Raw genomic sequence first — 16,965 nt, forward strand, 5'->3', positions numbered from 1 at the left:
CTTGAGTTGTAAAGTGTTTTTTTGACATTCGCTTGACCACCGCTCGTTTTTTTATTCATTGTACACAAAAAGACCCTACAAGATGACCTTTTTTAAAGTGTCCATCTTATATGTTTATCTATGCATATGGGGGAGAAGCGCAAATCCAACTGAATGAAACCACATTTGCAATGGAACGCTTCGGTTTAGTTCACGGCGGGAAGGGGAGCGTGCTCAGTATTATGCCTAAAGGGGAGATTGTGAAGACCTTTATGGTGTTTTATAGAGCAGAATCACCTCTCTTTTTCAAGAAACACCTGCAGCAATTACTGGAGCAAGTAAATCCATTTGTTCAACAGTTTGGTTATACGCCAAGTAATCCCATCATGCTACGCGATTGGTTCCAACGGATGATGAATGGCTGGAAACGGGGCAAGGCGATGGATCAGTTGCAGGCCAAAAGTTTTCTATATCAATTGATTCATGAGGTGTACAGGGATTTGGAGGGTGGTGAGATTCGGTATCTCCAGCCAGATCCAGCCTGTTCTGCCAAGATATATCTCGATAAACATTACAGGGAGCCGATTATGTTTCAACAAATTGCCGATATGTTTGGGATCAGTGGTGGACAGTTAACGCGGTTGTTCAAAAAAAGGGAGGGGATGAACTTACAGGAGTATCTCATTCAGAGAAGGATTGAAGCAGCCTGTCATGACTTGAAACATACAGAAGCGACGGTTAAAGAAATCGCAACTGGAGCTGGTTTTACAGATGAGAAAAATCTGTTCCGAATGTTTAAGAAGCATTACAAGATGACACCAAGTGATTATCGGAAAATAAACGCACCATCCATGCAGGTTGATGGTATTGATAATGATTCTCATCTCCCTTACGATGAGAGGGAACTAGCGAGTCTAGTCAAGTCTTATAGAGATGGGGAATCAACGATGTTTGGATCTTTAAGAAGTAAAGAAATGATTTTGGCAGCGGCGATAAGCATGATGCTGTTATTGACGGCATGTACGTCAGGAACGCCAGCAAATAATGGTGGAACGGCGAATACAACACCTGCGCAGACACAGCAGACGACACAACAGGAAGGGTCGGAGACAAAAGCTTCGGAAGCCGTCTCGCAGACCAGAACGATATCTACAGTAAAGGGTGATGTTGAGGTGCCTAACAACCCTCAGCGAGTTGTAGTCGATTATTTGGTTGGTGATGTGGTAGCCCTAGGTGTAACGCCTTTAGGTGTGGCAAGAGCGGCAAGGGGCGAGACAGAGCCTGTTTATGCTAACCAGATTACAGACTCTATTAAAGTAGCCATGGAGCCGGAAGATATCATGACGCTTGAGCCTGATCTGATCATTTTGGCATGGAGCGATGAGTCATATGATGATTTATCCAAAATTGCTCCCACAATTTATGTTCCCTATGGTGATATGACTACAGAAGAGCGGATACATTTTATTAGCGATGTTTTGAACAAACAGGAAGAGGCTGAGGCTGTTTTGAATGCTTATACCGGAAAAATCGAAGAATCAAAGCTAGCCTTTCAGAATGCGGGCCTATCCGATGTGACGATTACGGTTGGAGAATTCAGTGATAAAAGTAATTACATAGCTGGAGCCAAGCATGCGGTTGGTGAGCTTGTTTACAATGAACTTCAATTGCAGGCACCTCCAAAAGTCCAAACGGATATTATCGACACAGATAAATATTGGGGTGATGTCTCCATGGAAGTACTACCCGCTTACACTGGGGATTATATGATCTTTTTAGGAGATGGAAACGTTGCTGCTGATAATGCAGTGTGGAACTCCATACCTGCTGTGCAACATGATCGGATCGTAAAGGTGGATTCTTCGCTATCTTGGTCCACGGACGTAATGACTTCCAGTGCATTGATTGATTATATTGTTAGTCAATTGCTGGCATTAGCTAAATAAGAGTTAGAATGAAATTTTAATTGAGAACTCCAATTTTCAAACATGACCAGTCGAATTTATGGACGCTAATATCCATATTCGTTTGGATTGTCAATAGGTGATGAAAGGGAAACGAGATGAAAAGCAAGCCTGAACAAAAACGCCGTGGGGCGATGAACTTCACCATGTACATGGCAGTAGGGCTTGGATTAACGGTTCTCATGTCGGCGGCATCGATTATGTTTGGCGCCGCTGATATGAGGTTAGCAACGGTATGGGAAGCTATATTCCGATTTGATCCAATGCTCACTGAACATCAAATTATTCAAACGATGCGTCTTCCGCGTACCGTAGCTGATCTGATCGTCGGGTGCAGCCTTGCGGTATGTGGGGCTATCATGCAGGGGACGACGCGCAATCCGCTGGCAGACTCCGGGCTCATGGGGATTAGCTCTGGGGCAGCATTTGCAATTGCACTTTGCCTGGCCTTTCTGCCGGGTTATTCGTATTGGCAGATGATGTTGTTCGCTTGTCTGGGAGCAGCGATCGCCACCGGTATGACTTACTTTACCGCGTCACTGGGCAATCGCGGAATGACGCCTCAGCGGCTTGTACTCGCAGGTCTATCCATTTCAATGTTGTTTGGCGCACTCAGTCAGTATTTGGCGATCAATTATAACCTGGGCCGAGCATTGACATTCTGGACGGCGGGTAGTACAGCGGGGGTCAAATGGGGAGAATTACTGATTATCTCACCGCTCTTTGTTGGTGGTATACTGCTGGCACTGGCGCTGTCCCCTTCCGTTACATTGCTCAGTTTGGGAGATGATGTGGCAAGTGGACTCGGCATTCGTAGCGGACTGGTCAAGATTTTGTCGACAATTATTGTACTTGTGCTGACTGGATTGGCTGTTGTTGTGGTTGGCCCGGTCGGTTTTGTGGGTCTGATCACCCCGCATATTGTGCGATATATGGTAGGTGTCGACTATCGATACATTATTCCGGCAGCGGCGTTATATGGTGCGTTGCTGACCGTATCGGCCGATTTGGCTGGACGTTTGATCAATAAACCGTTCGAAACGCCGATCGCCATTATATTTTCTATCATTGGTGTGCCGTATTTTCTCTTCTTGGCTCGAAGACAAAGGAGGGAATATGAATGATCAAGCGGCATTATACGATGAAACGAGGCATTATCATCAATGTAGTGCTTATGGTGCTCATCCTTGTGTTTGCGATCATTAGCATGAATTCTGGCAAAATGAATCTTTCACCGCTAGAAGTGCTGAACGTTCTCATAGGAAACGGTACCGATAAGCAAAATCTGATTGTGTTTGATTTTCGTCTGCCACGAATTGTACTTTCGATCTTGGTAGGTCTGGGAATGGGAGCGGCGGGGGGCGTGATGCAGAGTTTGCTGCGCAATGACATGGCTAGTCCGGGAACACTGGGAATTAGTTCGGGATCGGGCTTGTTTGTCCTGTTCTTCGTTGTATTCATTGCACCCACAGGAAAGAGTTCCTTCATTGCTCTGCCTCTGTTGGCCTTTGTTGGCGGACTATTGGCGGCGGGCTTGATCTTCTTATTATCGTATCGCCGCGGACGAGATATCTCACCAATCGGTTTAATCTTGACCGGGGTCGCGCTAGGAAGCGGGTATGGGGCGCTGACGACTTTCTTGACACTCAAGCTGGATGATTCACAGATGAACTTCATGCTGTATTGGCTGGCGGGGAGCCTATGGGGCGATGATTGGGGCTATATTTCCATACTGACACCATGGGTCTTGATCTTACTCGGCTATATTTTTTACAAGGCTCGCATACTGAATGCCCTCCATCTGGGTAATCAGACAGCACAGGGGCTTGGTGTTTCCGTAAAGCGGCAGTTTTTGGGGTTGTCAATCGCTGCTGTTGCTTTATCCTCTGGCAGTGTAGCCGTGGGAGGAAGCTTCTTTTTTGTTGGGTTAATCGCTCCGCATATGGCCAGAAAACTGGTCGGTCCCGATCACAAATTGCTCATTCCGGCTGCCAGCTTGGCCGGGGGACTAGTCGTGGTGTTGGCTGATACGATTACGCGCACGGTTAGCCTGGTAGGAGATGTGCCGACAGGAATCGTCATTACAGTCATTAGTGTTCCATATTTTCTTTATTTACTAGCAAAAGCCAAATAACACAATCAATGATATAGTCTGAATATTTTGTGGAAAACGGTTTGGCAGGACTGTACGCTCGCGTTTTAAAGCGGAATGCACGATATCAAAAGTTCAAAGATCGAAGTTACCCTGTATTACCGCTATGCTTCTTAATCAATAGCATATAGAAAAAGATGCCATTACGAGGATATCGTATTGGCATCTTTTGATTTTTTCTCATTTGATAGTCAAGTTGATTACTGGAAAATTACTCAGGATTTATATGGCAGGCTCATCCGACAGTTGGAAGCGAGATACGAAATACCAGATGAGCTCTCGTCGTGAGGACACTTTGGTTTTGGCGAAAATGGATTTTAAATGATCCTGAACGGTGTAGACAGAAATATGCATCGCGGCAGCAATCTCTTTGGAAGAATAGCTGCGCAGCACATATCCGAGCAGTTCCCGCTCTCGACTGGATAATCCATGGCTTTCGGCGAGCAAGGGCAGCAAATCCTGCGGCATCGCCTGCTCCAAACGGATAGCAATCTGATCCGGTCCCTTAAGCTGTTGCATGAGACTGGCATGAAGTATGAGGTAACGCCCATCCGGAAGTTGGATGCAAACTTTGGAGGGTGAGTCGGGTGCAATCTGAGTACCCACAACCAGTTTTGCCCGATTCTTGCGCTGCAAGTGGGAACTCACTGCACGTACCGGACGGGGCAGAACATCCGGCCCGACAAGTTCCAGCATGCGCAATTGGGACAGCCAATATTGAGCGGAGGCGTTCAGGGATAAGAGCTGGAACGTGTCTGAGGTGATCAAAATTCCGGGTTCTTCGGGACTTTCACTCGTGATCTCATCGATCAGTGTCAGGCTCGTGGACCGCAGCATCGATGCAATAGAAGCGGTCCAGGACTGAATCATCAACCGCTCCTCCTCTGTAAAGACAGCACTTTCTGTCTTACGATATAGGGTCATATATCCCCAGCAAGTGTCTCCACTGACCAATACAGCACGCAGTTCATCACCGAACCCCGCTGGCTGAAGAATGTTGATATAACGTGGACTTTGTTCAAACTTTGAGTTCATGGACGCATGAAGTATAGCTGTGTGCTCACCGCTGCGAATTAATTCAGCGTATTTATGTATATCTTCTTCCATGTATTCATTAATGAATAACCGATCATGAATGGCCTCAATGCCATCTTCTGTCACGGCTCCTGTGGAGAGAAGAGTCAGAGGATCAACGGTGGTGAAACAGTATGCGTCGTAAGGTACAACCGAATGGATCTGCTTGAGAACAGCTTCCCGGTAAGTACGTGAGGTCCAGGTTCCTTTTTCAAGAGAAGTGATAAGTCTGTGGTTCCGATCAATACGTGATGTCAACAAGATTACTCCTCTCTCTGTGCGCATATCCCAATGTTCTGGGATTGTAGGCTCGCTGTATCCTTCTATAATGAAATTAGACGAACAACGAGTCAAGTCTAACTTCAATTCAAGAGGAGTGCGGTGTCCATGAATCACAATCCATCACCGATGAGCTGGGAAACAGCAGATGTTCATCGTTACGAACAATCGATAGCCCTGAAAATTCCGGGTTATTCTCATATGCATGATCTAATGGAACGGCTGCTTGCAGCATCTTTTGCGAATAACAACGATATTCATATCCTTGTTGCCGGAGCGGGAGGGGGAAAAGAGGTTGCTCTGCTCGGATCACGTCATGCCGGTTGGACATTGACTGGAGTAGATCCTTCACAGCCCATGCTGCAACTTGCTGAGAAACGAGTCGCGGAAGCAGGCATCGGTTCCAGAGTGAAGCTGCAACCTGTCACGGTTGAAGAATTGCCTAAGGATATTGTATATGATGGGGCGACAAGCATGCTCATGTTACATTTCCTTCAGGGGATGGAGGCCAAGAGAACGTTTCTTACCAGCCTCGCAGCGAGACTTAAACCGGGTGCACCACTGGTCATTGCGGCTGTAAATGCTGATCTTCGTTCACCTGCACATCCAATCATGATGGAAGCTTGGAAAGAACACATGTTGAGTGTGGGCGTGCTTCCTGAAGAGTGGGAGCGCTTTGCTGCTTCCTTGGGCCGTGAATCCGATCCAATATGCTCTGAAGAGATGACTCAGCTACTGACCGAATGCGGTTTCTCACATATTACACGTTACTTCGGGGCGTTCTGGGTGGAGGGGTATTATGCAATTCGAAACTAACGTAAAACCTATGAAAGATCAGATCTGGGTGGTTGGCGGTTATGGTCAAGTGGGGCAGATGATATGTACTCAACTGGGGAAATTGTTCCCGGGTAAAGTATGGGCTGCGGGTACACGCATGAACCGTGCGGAAGAGTTCAGCAGGTCTACAGGTGGTGCTGTGCTACCGCTTCAACTGGATGTAACACGACCTGTGGAGCCTTCAATGTTACGGCCTGTGAAGCTGGTCATCATGTGTGTTGACCAGAGCGATACCCGGTTCGTTGAAGCCTGTTCACAAGCCGGAACCGACTATATTGATATTTCTGCAAAATATGATTTTCTCGCTAAGGTTGAACAATTGCACACCAAAATGCAACGTTCCAAATCAACCGCGATCCTCAGCGTTGGATTATCACCCGGAGTGACTAATTTGCTTGTGCGCGAAGCCACCATGCATATGGATCAGGTGGAGGAAGCAGATATTACCGTGATGCTGGGACTTGGCGAGAAACACGGGAAAGCTGCCGTGGAGTGGACCGTTGATCAGATGAATGCCACCTACCAAGTGATGCAAAAAGGCAAACCTGCTGAGGTACAAAGTTTCGGAGATGGCAAATGTATTGATTTTGGAACGGAGTTGGGGAACAGGAAGGCCTATCGATTTAACTTTTCGGATCAGCACGTGGTTGCTCGGACGTTACGTATTCCAACCGTATCTACCAGACTCTGTCTGGACTCCCGCTGGATCACAAAATCCATGGCAATCTCCAAACGTGCAGGGTTGTTTTCGTTGCTGCGTATCCCGTCTATTCGGAGTGGAACGGTTAAGGCATTTGGCCTTATTCCTGGAGGCGAGCCAATGTATGCAGTCAAGGTCGATGCCGTAGGGTGGGAAAATGGTGAGCAAATCCGCGTCGAACAACTACTGGTCGGCGCAAAGGAAGCAGATGCAACAGCAGCGGTAGCCGCAGCCGTGGCAGAACGTGTGTATAAAACAGAGTTGCCACATGGTGTGTTTCATATTGAACAGTGTCTCTCTTTGCAGGACATTCAGGATGCACTTCATACGCCACTAAAGGTGACTACCAAGATCACCTAGCTTCATGTTCTTTTGCTGGGACCCTCCGATCTGCTATGATGGAACAATAATCATGGCATGAATGGAGGGAGATCATGAACTGCGTTGCTGTATTACCTTATTACAAAGTACAGAGAGAAGTGACGGGTCTCGCCCAAGAGATTGAGATGAATGCCCGCTCCATGATTCTGTATTCAGATAAAATCGTGACCAAATACCGTGAATTCAATATCACGGAAGTGTTTGATATGTCATTTCGCCGTATGGGTGATGAAGGTGGATTTTTCTATCTGCACACAAGCACAGGAGTATATCCATATATGGTCGAGATCGACCCCAAACCTTTTATACAAACTTTCAGAAAGATGACGATACAAAGATTAAAATGACTTGACCTTGCCGTTACGTGAAGGCATACCCTCGGATATGGAAAGAACCATAACCAATTCAGAGGAGTCGTGAATGTAATGAGTATACTGATTCAGCAAGCTACAATCCTAACGATGAAAGATGCCGATGCCCCCTTCACAGGGGATATCCTTGTTGAGGGAGATCGCATTACGCAGATTGCTGACCACATTCTGCCTCAACCGCAAGATGAGATTATTGATGGTCGCAATAAGATTGCCATGCCAGGACTGATTAATGCCCACCAGCATACACCGATGAGTCTGCTCCGGGGATTCTCGGATGATCTGAAGCTGATGGACTGGCTCGAACGCAAAATGTTGCCTGCCGAAGCGCGGATGAACCCGGAAGACATCTATTGGGGTGCCAAGTTATCCATCGCCGAGATGATTCGTTCGGGTACAACTGCGTTTGCAGATATGTACATTCATATGAACGAGATTGCTGAAGTGGTTAAGCAAACAGGTATCCGGGCATCGCTTACACGTGGGATGGTATTCATGGAGGAGGATGGGGGACGCAGGTTGCAGGAAGCGATCGATCTTGTAATGCGCTGGTCTGGAGCGGCCGAGGGACGGATTACAACCATGTATGGACCCCACTCACCCTACACTTGTCCCATGGAGCCGCTCCGTGAAGTCATTGCCATGGCTGTAACGGAGGATATCCCGCTGCATATTCATCTGGCTGAGACAAAGGAAGAGGTTGTGAAGATTCGTGAGCGCTATGGCATGACACCGACAGAGTATTTGGAAGAGGCGGGGATGTTCGAACAGGCACATGTACTGCTTGCGCACGGTGTACACCTGAATCGAAGGGACATCGGCAGATTGAAGGGCATGCGTGGCGGTGTAGCACATAATCCGGTCAGCAATCTGAAGTTGGGGTGTGGAATTGCTCCAATTACCGAGATGTTGGCCCAGGGAATTAACGTGGGAATCGGAACGGATGGAGCGGGAAGTGCCACCACCGTGGATATGTTCGAGGAGATCAAAGCCGCGACCTGGCTGCAAAAGCTGGACTATGGTGATCCCACTCGCTTGCCAGCCAAGGACGTACTAAGCATGGCTACACGCGGAAGTGCTAGTCTGCTGGGTCTACAAAATGAAGTGAGTATCCTTGAGGTGGGGCACAAAGCTGATCTAATCCTGATCGATCTGGCGAAACCACATCTTCAACCGGTACATGAAGTAGAATCGCTACTGGCTTACAGCGTAAATGGGGCGGATGTGGACACCACGATCGTGAATGGTCAGATCCTCATGCAAGGCAGGAAGCTGTTAACGATTGATGAGGATGAACTTTACCGTGAGGTGAAGGTTAGAGCCAAAAGGATTGTTGAAGGAATTTAATTTTAGGTGAATTTGATCCGAATTGGAAAATGATTTGTGTTCAAAACGCTATGGAGGCTTACTCCATAGCGTTTTTTGTCGAATTACTACTGGAAATAGTTCCATGGTCCTGTTCAGAATCGGTTCAGAATGACTCGTTATACTGAGCATGTAGTTGTTCAAATTTGAAATGTATACGAGGAGGAACATGAATTGAAGGGGAAACAAAACAAAAAACGGCTTAAGCCGATATTGAAAAAAAGCATGTTGACTGCACTCGGGTTGGGCATTGCATTGCCTATAGGTGGAACGCTTCCGCAGGTCAATGCGGGAGAAATTGGCCCAGAGATTAACATTTCGCGACCAGTGCTCAATGAGGGCATCCATTGGTTAAATAAATCATCGGAACAAAACGATCCTTCTTTTGTGTCCGGTGTACCCATCGACGTAATGAACAGAACAGTTACGATTGATTTAAGTACCCATTTTCATCCGGATGAGTTTAATATCATCAGCGCCACTTCAGGTGATTATAGTGTAGCAAGCGTATATATAGAAGGTGGAAATAAATTAGTTGTTGTTCCTTATAGAAGTGGCAAGATCAATATTGAATTGAAAGCTAAATATACTGTATCTGATGTACCGGAAACGGTTACGGATAACTTTGAACTTAACATTAGTAAACAAGGCGATGTGAATAATGATGGCAAAGTGAATTCCTCGGATGCAGCAGCGCTATTGAAACATCTTCGTAACAATTTCAACCTTATCTCTTATTCTGCTGTTGAGATGAATCGGATGGATGTCGACCGTGACGGTGAAGTTTTTTGGTCTGATCCTCAGGCTTTGCTGGAAGGCTATGCGGATACAACGCTTGGTGCCAAGGATAACCGTTATGTGTTGACATTTAAGCAAGTGGACGATGCGCCGTATGTGCTGAATGGTGAATTGAAGTATGACATGCAAATTGGAAACGCAATCGGCGTTGATTATTATTTAATGGATGTTGATGTTGATGGTGATGATATTCATACTCCTTCTTATCAGTGGTACCGCGCAACAGACGCTTTAGGAGAAGATATGGTTCCAATCGTAGGGGAGACACGAGATCAATATACTGTTAGAAATGAGGATGTTGATTATTACCTTGTGCTCGAAGTTGTTGCGAAGTCCTCTTCGGACGCGAACACGGAGCCTAGACGAGTATACATTGTTGGAAAAGAAAAAATACAACGCCCTGATTAATTCATATTTTTAATTCAGATAACGAATAACAATACTTTTTTATCATCACCATACAATCTACCAATGAATATAGACACGGAGGTTATTACATGTTTCAACGGAAAAAGAAACGTCCAAGAATCAGAAAAACAATGTCAGGTTTGATCGCACTGACGTTACTCTCGTCACTCGTATTACCGAGTGTAGCAGGAGCAGAGCCGATGGAACCATCACGTGTACAGTTTACGGATGTTAGCGTACAGGCTGGTCAGAGTGTCCACGTTCCAGTGACGTTAAAACAACCCGATTACAGCGCAGTTACCGCGTATAATATGCAGATTGATTATGACTCATCTGTATTGGAGATCGTGCGTATCACTCCTAAATATGTCGGCGGCAATTTTCCATCCATAGTAGAAAACAATGAATCAAATTTCCATTATAAGATTGATAATAAAGCTGGCTGGGTACGGATCATCTGGGCTGATTTGACTGCAGGTGAACATCCAGTACCTGTGGAACAGCAACTGTTTGATATTGAGGTCAGAGCCAAAAATAATGCGGCTCCAGGAACGAAAAAACTCACGGTTAATCGGGAAGATGCAGAACACTGGAGTTTCACAAACGTAGATTATGAAAATTACACTGAGTTGTCCGGTGGAACAATCACAATTACAGCAGCAAACTCAGGTGGCGACAATTCTGGCTCGACACCTACACCGAATCCTGGTAACTCTTCGGGTGGAGGAGGAGGTAGTGTTTCACCAACTTCACCAGTTCTTACCCCAGTTCCATCTACTCCAGCGGTAACCAAAGGTGTAGACATCTATGTGAACGGTCAGAAACAGGAACAGTCTGCGACGGCTACCACATCAACGGTAAACAATCAGGTTACCACCACTGTTCATGTGGATAATGACAAAGTCATCAATCAGATTGGAAGTGGACTAAGAACGCTTCTGCTGCCGATTACAGGTACTGGCAAGGGCGCGGTCGTTGGTGAACTGAACGGCAAACTGGTCAAAACAATGGAAGGAAGTAATGCTGAAGTTGTCATTCAGACTGACAGCGGTACGTACACCCTTCCAGCTAATCAGATTCAGGTAGATCAGGTTCTGAACCAATTCGGAAGCACCGTTCCACTCGAAGATATCACAATTCAAATCGCTATTTCGCCTAGTGCCACATCTAAACAAACAGCAATTCAGGCCGCAGCGGACAAGCTGCAGAACACTACGGTGGTTGCAACTCCTGTTGATTTTGAAGTAAAAGCGATCTGGAACGGGCAGCAAGTTAATGTGGATCGTTTCAACTCTTATGTAGAGCGCTCTATTACATTGCCAGAGGGTGTCGATGGTTCTAAGATCACGACAGGAGTTGTGCTTCAGCCAGATGGCAGCCTTCTGCATGTACCGACCAAGGTTATCAAAGGTAACGTGCAAGATTCTGCTATTATTAACAGCTTGACGAACAGTACTTACGCCCTGATCTATCATCCGGCAACATTCAGCGATGTATCAAGCCACTGGAGTCGTGATGACGTACAGGATCTGGCATCCCGTCTGATCGTACAAGGTACCGGTGCGAACGTGTTTGCGCCAGACCGGAGTATTACACGAGCAGAGTTTACGGCAGTTCTGTTAAGAGGTTTGGGTCTGCACTCCCCGCGCAGTACAGAAGCGGCATCGTTCACAGATGTGAAGAATGGCAGCTGGTATGAGGATGAGGTTCAGACGGCTGTGTCCTATGGACTGATCTCAGGTTATGCTGATGACAGCTTCCGTCCGAACAGCGAAATTTCTCGTGCTGAAGCGCTGACTATTGTGTCACGTGCGATGAAACTGGTCGGTCTGGCACAGGCCGACGCGTCAGAGACAACAAGTCTGCTGAGCACATACAGCGATAGCGCTAAAGTACAGGCTTGGGCAGCAGAGCCAGTTGCATCGGCGATTAAACAAGAGCTGGTACAAGGTGCTGATGGCAAACTGATGTCAGATGCAGACATTAGTCGTGCGCAGTCGGCGGCGATTGTGAAAAGGTTACTTGCAAAAGCTGGACTAATCTAAACTATATAAGTTGAACTAAAGAATATTTACACTGACACTACGATGACAGAATAACCTTCCAATCGCTGTTATCCCCAAATTTTTTTGATTCCCTTTTCCAAAGGGGAAAATCCGGGGATAAGAGTATGCTTCCGATGTAGCTTTCTTTCAGAAAGCTCTTAGGCGAACGCTTCGCTTTTTCAGGTTTTTTCTGTCCTCTCCGTTATGTGTAAATGATTAGTTTAACTTATATTATCAAATGCAGTAACGAAATAAGACAACCCGAGTCCTTATATCTAAGGATTCGGGTTGTCTTGCACCTACACTTACTTGGAAAGATTCATTTCAAGTAAGTGTAGGTGTTTTTTTACATATAATTTGTGTTCGAACAACCTCTTATAGGTGCAATGGTCCAGTTCATTATCAGTTCATACTGATTTGTTACGATATGAACATCAAATAGATAGATATTGTGCATGATCAGGAGAGGAAGAGATCCATATGAAAATACTAGAAGTCAAAAATGTGAAGAAATCATACACCTTATATGGAAAAGAAAGAGTTCCGGTACTCCACGGTTTGAATCTGAGTTTTGAGACAGGGGAATTTGTCTCCATCCTTGGCGAATCTGGCTGCGGTAAGTCAACACTGATGAATATCATTGGTGGCATGGACTCCGACTATGAAGGGGACGTCGTTGTTCATGGCAAGAACTTAAGTGCCATGACAGAGAAAGAAATGGATGATTATCGGAAGAATAATATCGGCTTTGTCTTTCAAAATTTCAATCTGATCCCGCATCTGTCTGTCCTCGAAAATGTAACGATTGCGATGCAAATGACGGATACGAATGAGAAGGATCGTAATCAACGTGCCGTTGATATATTAACAGAGGTTGGACTGAAGGATCATCTGAACAAACGTCCCAACCAGTTATCTGGCGGTCAGAAGCAACGGGTTTCCATCGCACGGGCTTTATCCAACAATCCCGATATTATACTCGCAGATGAACCGACGGGTGCTCTGGATAGGGAAAACGGAGATCAAATCCTCGCTCTGCTCGACAGTATAGCCAAAAAGGGAATGCTGGTGATTGCCGTAACTCACTCCCAGAAAGTTGCTGACTCAGGTACACGTATTGTGAAAGTTGAAGAGGGGCGCATTAGTGATGATATTCACCTGAAAGATCCTTCTACGGCTGTTTACGAGAGTGGTCAGGATTCCTCCCGCAGCTTGGGCCTGCTTGCTTCATTCAACATGGCACTCAAAAATATGAAACTCAACGCCAAGCGTAATGTCCTGGTGGCTCTGGGTGGATCTATAGGTATATTAAGTGTAATCCTGATGCTCTCCTTGGGGAATGGAATAACAACGTATATGAATGACGAAATCAATTCAAGTATGGACCCTTTGCTCGTGGATATAACCAAGCCGAGTGAAGAAGCCAAGGATATGCAAGGCCCGGAAGCTTTGATGGCGACAGGTGAACCGTTCACCGAAGCTGATATCGAGACGATCCGAAATTTCCCTAATGTAGATCATGTAGAGACAATTACGACCATTACAGGGCAATCGACTATGGTGAATGAAAAACAAAGTGTAGGACTCACGCAGTTAACAACGTTAACGGATGCTTTTGATCCAGCATTGATGACAACGGGTGCTCTGCCGGCAGAAAATGAGATTTTGTTACCCCTCGATACGGCGAATAAATTAAGTGGAAATGACCAAGCTGATTCTATGATCGGCAAGTCCGTGTTCCTATATATCAACGAGATGGATAGCAATAATAAACCGGTAACTTTGGAGAAGGAAGTAACGATCTCAGGTATCTACGAAGCAGCAGATCAACGATCTCCAATGCAACAATCCCCGGGATACATTTCATCAGAGACGTTGGAGCAAATGTATACGGATAAAGGAATAACAATCGCGCCAATTCAGGTTAACGCCTATGCAACCGATATGAAATATGTAAATGAAATCAATGAAGCTGCTGTTAACGCTGGCTTCGCAGGCTCCCAGATGGCCAAGGTCATGGAAAATATCACGACATATGTAAGTATGGCTTCCATTGTACTTGCGGGTATTGCAGGCATTTCGTTGATCGTATCCGGTATTATGATACTGGTAGTACTCTACATTAGTGTCGTGGAACGGACAAAGGAGATCGGAATTCTTCGGGCGATTGGAGCAAGAAAGAAAGATATCAAGCGAATATTCTTCTCCGAATCTGCCTTATTAGGCGTATTTAGTGGTATTATTGCGGTAATCTTTGCAGTGATCATTAGTTATGTATTAAACATTCTATTGGACAATGCATTTGGAGCAAAACTCATTAATCTCTCGGGATATTATATCTTGTTTGGTATCGTGGTAAGTACAGCGATTAGTATTGTGGCGGGTTTGATGCCATCATCAAAAGCGGCGAAGCTGGACCCGATGGAATCCTTGCGATACGAATAAACCAATTGCGGAAAGGATAATGGCTGCATGAACACAATTCTGGTGGTGGACGATGATTCCCATATCCGCAAATTAATCCGAATCTATCTTGAAAAAAATCAATTCTCCGTGCTGGAAGCAGCAGACGGTCAAGAGGCGTTAGATATTTTATCTCATACGAAAGTTGATCTGGCGATTGTGGATGTAATGATGCCGCGAATAGACGGCATTGAACTGACGGAAGATATCCGGTCTTATCTGGATATTCCGATCCTGATGGTGACTGCCAAGGGAGAATCCAAGGACAAAGTCAGAGGATTTAATGCCGGGTCAGACGATTACCTGGTTAAACCGTTTGATCCTGTGGAGTTAATCTTGCGTGTGAAATCATTATTGAAACGATATAACAAAAGTTCATCAAATATGATTCAGGTCAGCGGTGTAACGATTGATTTGGGCAATCTGATGGTCGTTGCAGACGGACAAACTATCGAACTGAAAAAGAAGGAATGTGAATTGTTATTTTCTCTGGCGAGTTCGCCAGGGAAAATATTCACACGTACACAGCTTATAGATGATATATGGGGCATCGATTACGAAGGAGAGGAGCGTACGGTTGATGTACATATCAAACGGTTAAGGGAACGTCTTGAGCATGTTCCTGAGCTAGTGATCTCAACGGTAAGAGGACTTGGATATCGTCTGGAGCGGGCATGAAAATGTTTAGGAAAAGCCTGCGACTTCGCATCGTAGCTACTTTTATCGGGATTGTTCTCGTGAGTTTGATTCTCTCCTTTATGATAAATAACGGGTCCCAAGAAAAGACACCGAATCGTTTTATGGTTACCTTTGCTCAAGACCTCGCTACACTGATTAACCTGATCGATGATCCCGAAAAAGTGAAATCAAGCTTGGATATCTTTGCCCGCTACGGCTTAAATATCACTCCCGTGAGTGAACAAAGTGAAGTGTTGTCTTCCTTGCCGGAGGACAAAGTTCATTCGTTGTTTGAGGCAAGTACAACCGATGCAATGTTTATGTCCAGTAAAGATGGAATTGCGACCATAGGTGTTCCTGGAACAAACGAGGGGATCGGCACATTTCTGATTCAAAGTGATTTCTCATCTCTTTTTCATACACTGCGAAACACGCTCTTAACCTCACTGTTAACGGTTCTTGTCATTGGTAGCTTATTAATCCTGTTCATGTCCGGGTACATTGTGAAACCGATTAAGAGATTAACGGTTGCAGCGAAGGAGATGTCATCAGGTGACCTGTCGGTCCGCTTGAAACATAATAATCAGGATGAGTTTGGCGAACTGATGGAGAGCTTTAATCATATGGCCAGTGAGTTGCAAAAAATTGATTCGGTTCGTGATGACTTTGTCAGCAACGTCTCTCATGAAATGCAGTCTCCGCTCACTTCGATCAGGGGATTTGCCAGAGCACTACAGGATGGTGTTATTCCATTAGAAGAGCAGAAAGAGCATCTGGATATCATCTATGAGGAAACGCTGCGCTTATCGAGGCTCAGTGATAATCTGCTTCGGCTAGCCTCGCTGGATTCGGAGCATCACCCTGTTCATTTCACCACATTCCAGTTGGATGAACAATTAAGAAGGGCGATTTTACTGGCAGAGCCGCAGTGGGCGCAGAAGGACATCCAGATCGAGTTGGACCTGTTGCCCTGTGACATCACAGTGGACAAAGATTTGTTTGATCAGGTCTGGCAGAATTTAATAAACAATGCGATCAAATACACCGGTCTTAAAGGTACCATTCATGTCGAAATTGAGACGTCATCTTCATTTGTGAAGGTGTTGATTAGAGATTCTGGACAAGGAATACCTGAGGAAGCCCTCCCGTATATCTTTGATCGATTCTACATGGTGGACAAAGCGCGAAGCAGTTCGCTTCGAGGGAATGGATTGGGTTTGTCCATTGTCATTAAAATATTGAAATTGCATCAATGTACAATTGATGTGGAGAGCGAAATGGGTAAAGGCACACAGTTTATTGTCACGATCCCCAGATCGACCATTACACCTTAAGGCAACCCAGAACAGAGAGAGAGCAGTATGGAAGCAATCGGTCCCTGTGCGTTCAGGATTCAGATTGCTGCCATATTGCTTTTTTTGATATCTGTATTCGCGACAAAATTTCACATATAGTTTTGTTTAGCAGTGGA

At 45.6% G+C, this 16,965-nt stretch carries 13 protein-coding genes; 12 read left to right on the plus strand and 1 reads right to left on the minus strand.

All coding sequences use genetic code 11. The features are described 5' to 3' along the window. The first annotated feature begins 110 nt into the window (after positions 1–110). The 3 genes from QVE09_RS00005 (at position 111) to QVE09_RS00015 (ending at position 4,077) form a co-directional block, all read left to right on the plus strand. Complete coding sequence (locus QVE09_RS00005) at positions 111–1,925, plus strand: helix-turn-helix domain-containing protein (RefSeq protein ID WP_315935098.1); 1,815 nt, start codon at positions 111–113, stop codon at positions 1,923–1,925. 116 nt (positions 1,926–2,041) lie between these two features. Then, positions 2,042–3,067 (plus strand): FecCD family ABC transporter permease, encoded by a 1,026-nt coding sequence (locus QVE09_RS00010; protein WP_315935099.1) that lies wholly within the window; start codon positions 2,042–2,044, stop codon positions 3,065–3,067. Beyond that, positions 3,064–4,077: a FecCD family ABC transporter permease gene (locus QVE09_RS00015; protein ID WP_315935100.1), complete on the plus strand. Its 1,014-nt coding sequence runs from the start codon at positions 3,064–3,066 to the stop codon at positions 4,075–4,077. The genes QVE09_RS00010 and QVE09_RS00015 overlap by 4 nt, the downstream gene beginning before the upstream one ends. 240 nt (positions 4,078–4,317) lie before the next feature. Here QVE09_RS00015 and QVE09_RS00020 read toward each other — a convergent pair whose 3' ends face one another. Next, positions 4,318–5,427, minus strand: a complete 1,110-nt coding sequence (locus tag QVE09_RS00020; RefSeq protein ID WP_315935101.1) for a helix-turn-helix transcriptional regulator — start codon at positions 5,425–5,427, stop codon at positions 4,318–4,320. Positions 5,428–5,556: 129 nt separating this feature from the next. On the opposite strand from QVE09_RS00020, the gene QVE09_RS00025 reads away from it, so the two are divergent. From QVE09_RS00025 to QVE09_RS00065, 9 genes are all read left to right on the plus strand, one after another. After that, the gene (locus QVE09_RS00025) at positions 5,557–6,264 is read left to right on the plus strand and encodes a class I SAM-dependent methyltransferase (RefSeq protein ID WP_315935102.1); all 708 of its coding nucleotides are present in this window, start codon (positions 5,557–5,559) and stop codon (positions 6,262–6,264) included. Further along, the gene (locus QVE09_RS00030; protein ID WP_315935103.1) at positions 6,248–7,345 is read left to right on the plus strand and encodes a saccharopine dehydrogenase family protein; all 1,098 of its coding nucleotides are present in this window, start codon (positions 6,248–6,250) and stop codon (positions 7,343–7,345) included. The genes QVE09_RS00025 and QVE09_RS00030 overlap by 17 nt, the downstream gene beginning before the upstream one ends. A 74-nt stretch (positions 7,346–7,419) precedes the next feature. Continuing rightward, complete coding sequence (locus QVE09_RS00035) at positions 7,420–7,713, plus strand: hypothetical protein (protein WP_315935104.1); 294 nt, start codon at positions 7,420–7,422, stop codon at positions 7,711–7,713. Between the two features lie 78 nt (positions 7,714–7,791). Further along, positions 7,792–9,084, plus strand: a complete 1,293-nt coding sequence (locus QVE09_RS00040) for an amidohydrolase (protein ID WP_315935105.1) — start codon at positions 7,792–7,794, stop codon at positions 9,082–9,084. Positions 9,085–9,276: 192 nt separating this feature from the next. After that, positions 9,277–10,308 (plus strand): dockerin type I repeat-containing protein, encoded by a 1,032-nt coding sequence (locus QVE09_RS00045; RefSeq protein ID WP_315935106.1) that lies wholly within the window; start codon positions 9,277–9,279, stop codon positions 10,306–10,308. Between the two features lie 89 nt (positions 10,309–10,397). Then, positions 10,398–12,353, plus strand: a complete 1,956-nt coding sequence (locus QVE09_RS00050) for an S-layer homology domain-containing protein (protein WP_315935107.1) — start codon at positions 10,398–10,400, stop codon at positions 12,351–12,353. Between the two features lie 480 nt (positions 12,354–12,833). Beyond that, positions 12,834–14,798: an ABC transporter ATP-binding protein/permease gene (locus tag QVE09_RS00055; RefSeq protein ID WP_315935108.1), complete on the plus strand. Its 1,965-nt coding sequence runs from the start codon at positions 12,834–12,836 to the stop codon at positions 14,796–14,798. Positions 14,799–14,825: 27 nt separating this feature from the next. Further along, positions 14,826–15,494, plus strand: a complete 669-nt coding sequence (locus QVE09_RS00060; protein WP_315935109.1) for a response regulator transcription factor — start codon at positions 14,826–14,828, stop codon at positions 15,492–15,494. A gap of 2 nt (positions 15,495–15,496) precedes the next feature. Then, positions 15,497–16,828 (plus strand): sensor histidine kinase, encoded by a 1,332-nt coding sequence (locus QVE09_RS00065; RefSeq protein WP_315935110.1) that lies wholly within the window; start codon positions 15,497–15,499, stop codon positions 16,826–16,828. The last annotated feature ends 137 nt before the right edge of the window (positions 16,829–16,965 follow it).

Origin of the sequence: Paenibacillus sp. ClWae2A, assembly GCF_032452295.1 — a bacterium.
In the GTDB taxonomy this organism is placed as follows: domain Bacteria; phylum Bacillota; class Bacilli; order Paenibacillales; family Paenibacillaceae; genus Paenibacillus.

Coding starts and splice junctions, on each gene's coding strand:
- QVE09_RS00005 (WP_315935098.1), top strand. CDS start 111: ATGTTTATCTATGCATATGGGGGAGAAGCGCAAATCCAACTGAATGAA.
- QVE09_RS00010 (WP_315935099.1), top strand. CDS start 2,042: ATGAAAAGCAAGCCTGAACAAAAACGCCGTGGGGCGATGAACTTCACC.
- QVE09_RS00015 (WP_315935100.1), top strand. CDS start 3,064: ATGATCAAGCGGCATTATACGATGAAACGAGGCATTATCATCAATGTA.
- QVE09_RS00025 (WP_315935102.1), top strand. CDS start 5,557: ATGAATCACAATCCATCACCGATGAGCTGGGAAACAGCAGATGTTCAT.
- QVE09_RS00030 (WP_315935103.1), top strand. CDS start 6,248: ATGCAATTCGAAACTAACGTAAAACCTATGAAAGATCAGATCTGGGTG.
- QVE09_RS00035 (WP_315935104.1), top strand. CDS start 7,420: ATGAACTGCGTTGCTGTATTACCTTATTACAAAGTACAGAGAGAAGTG.
- QVE09_RS00040 (WP_315935105.1), top strand. CDS start 7,792: ATGAGTATACTGATTCAGCAAGCTACAATCCTAACGATGAAAGATGCC.
- QVE09_RS00050 (WP_315935107.1), top strand. CDS start 10,398: ATGTTTCAACGGAAAAAGAAACGTCCAAGAATCAGAAAAACAATGTCA.
- QVE09_RS00055 (WP_315935108.1), top strand. CDS start 12,834: ATGAAAATACTAGAAGTCAAAAATGTGAAGAAATCATACACCTTATAT.
- QVE09_RS00060 (WP_315935109.1), top strand. CDS start 14,826: ATGAACACAATTCTGGTGGTGGACGATGATTCCCATATCCGCAAATTA.
- QVE09_RS00065 (WP_315935110.1), top strand. CDS start 15,497: ATGTTTAGGAAAAGCCTGCGACTTCGCATCGTAGCTACTTTTATCGGG.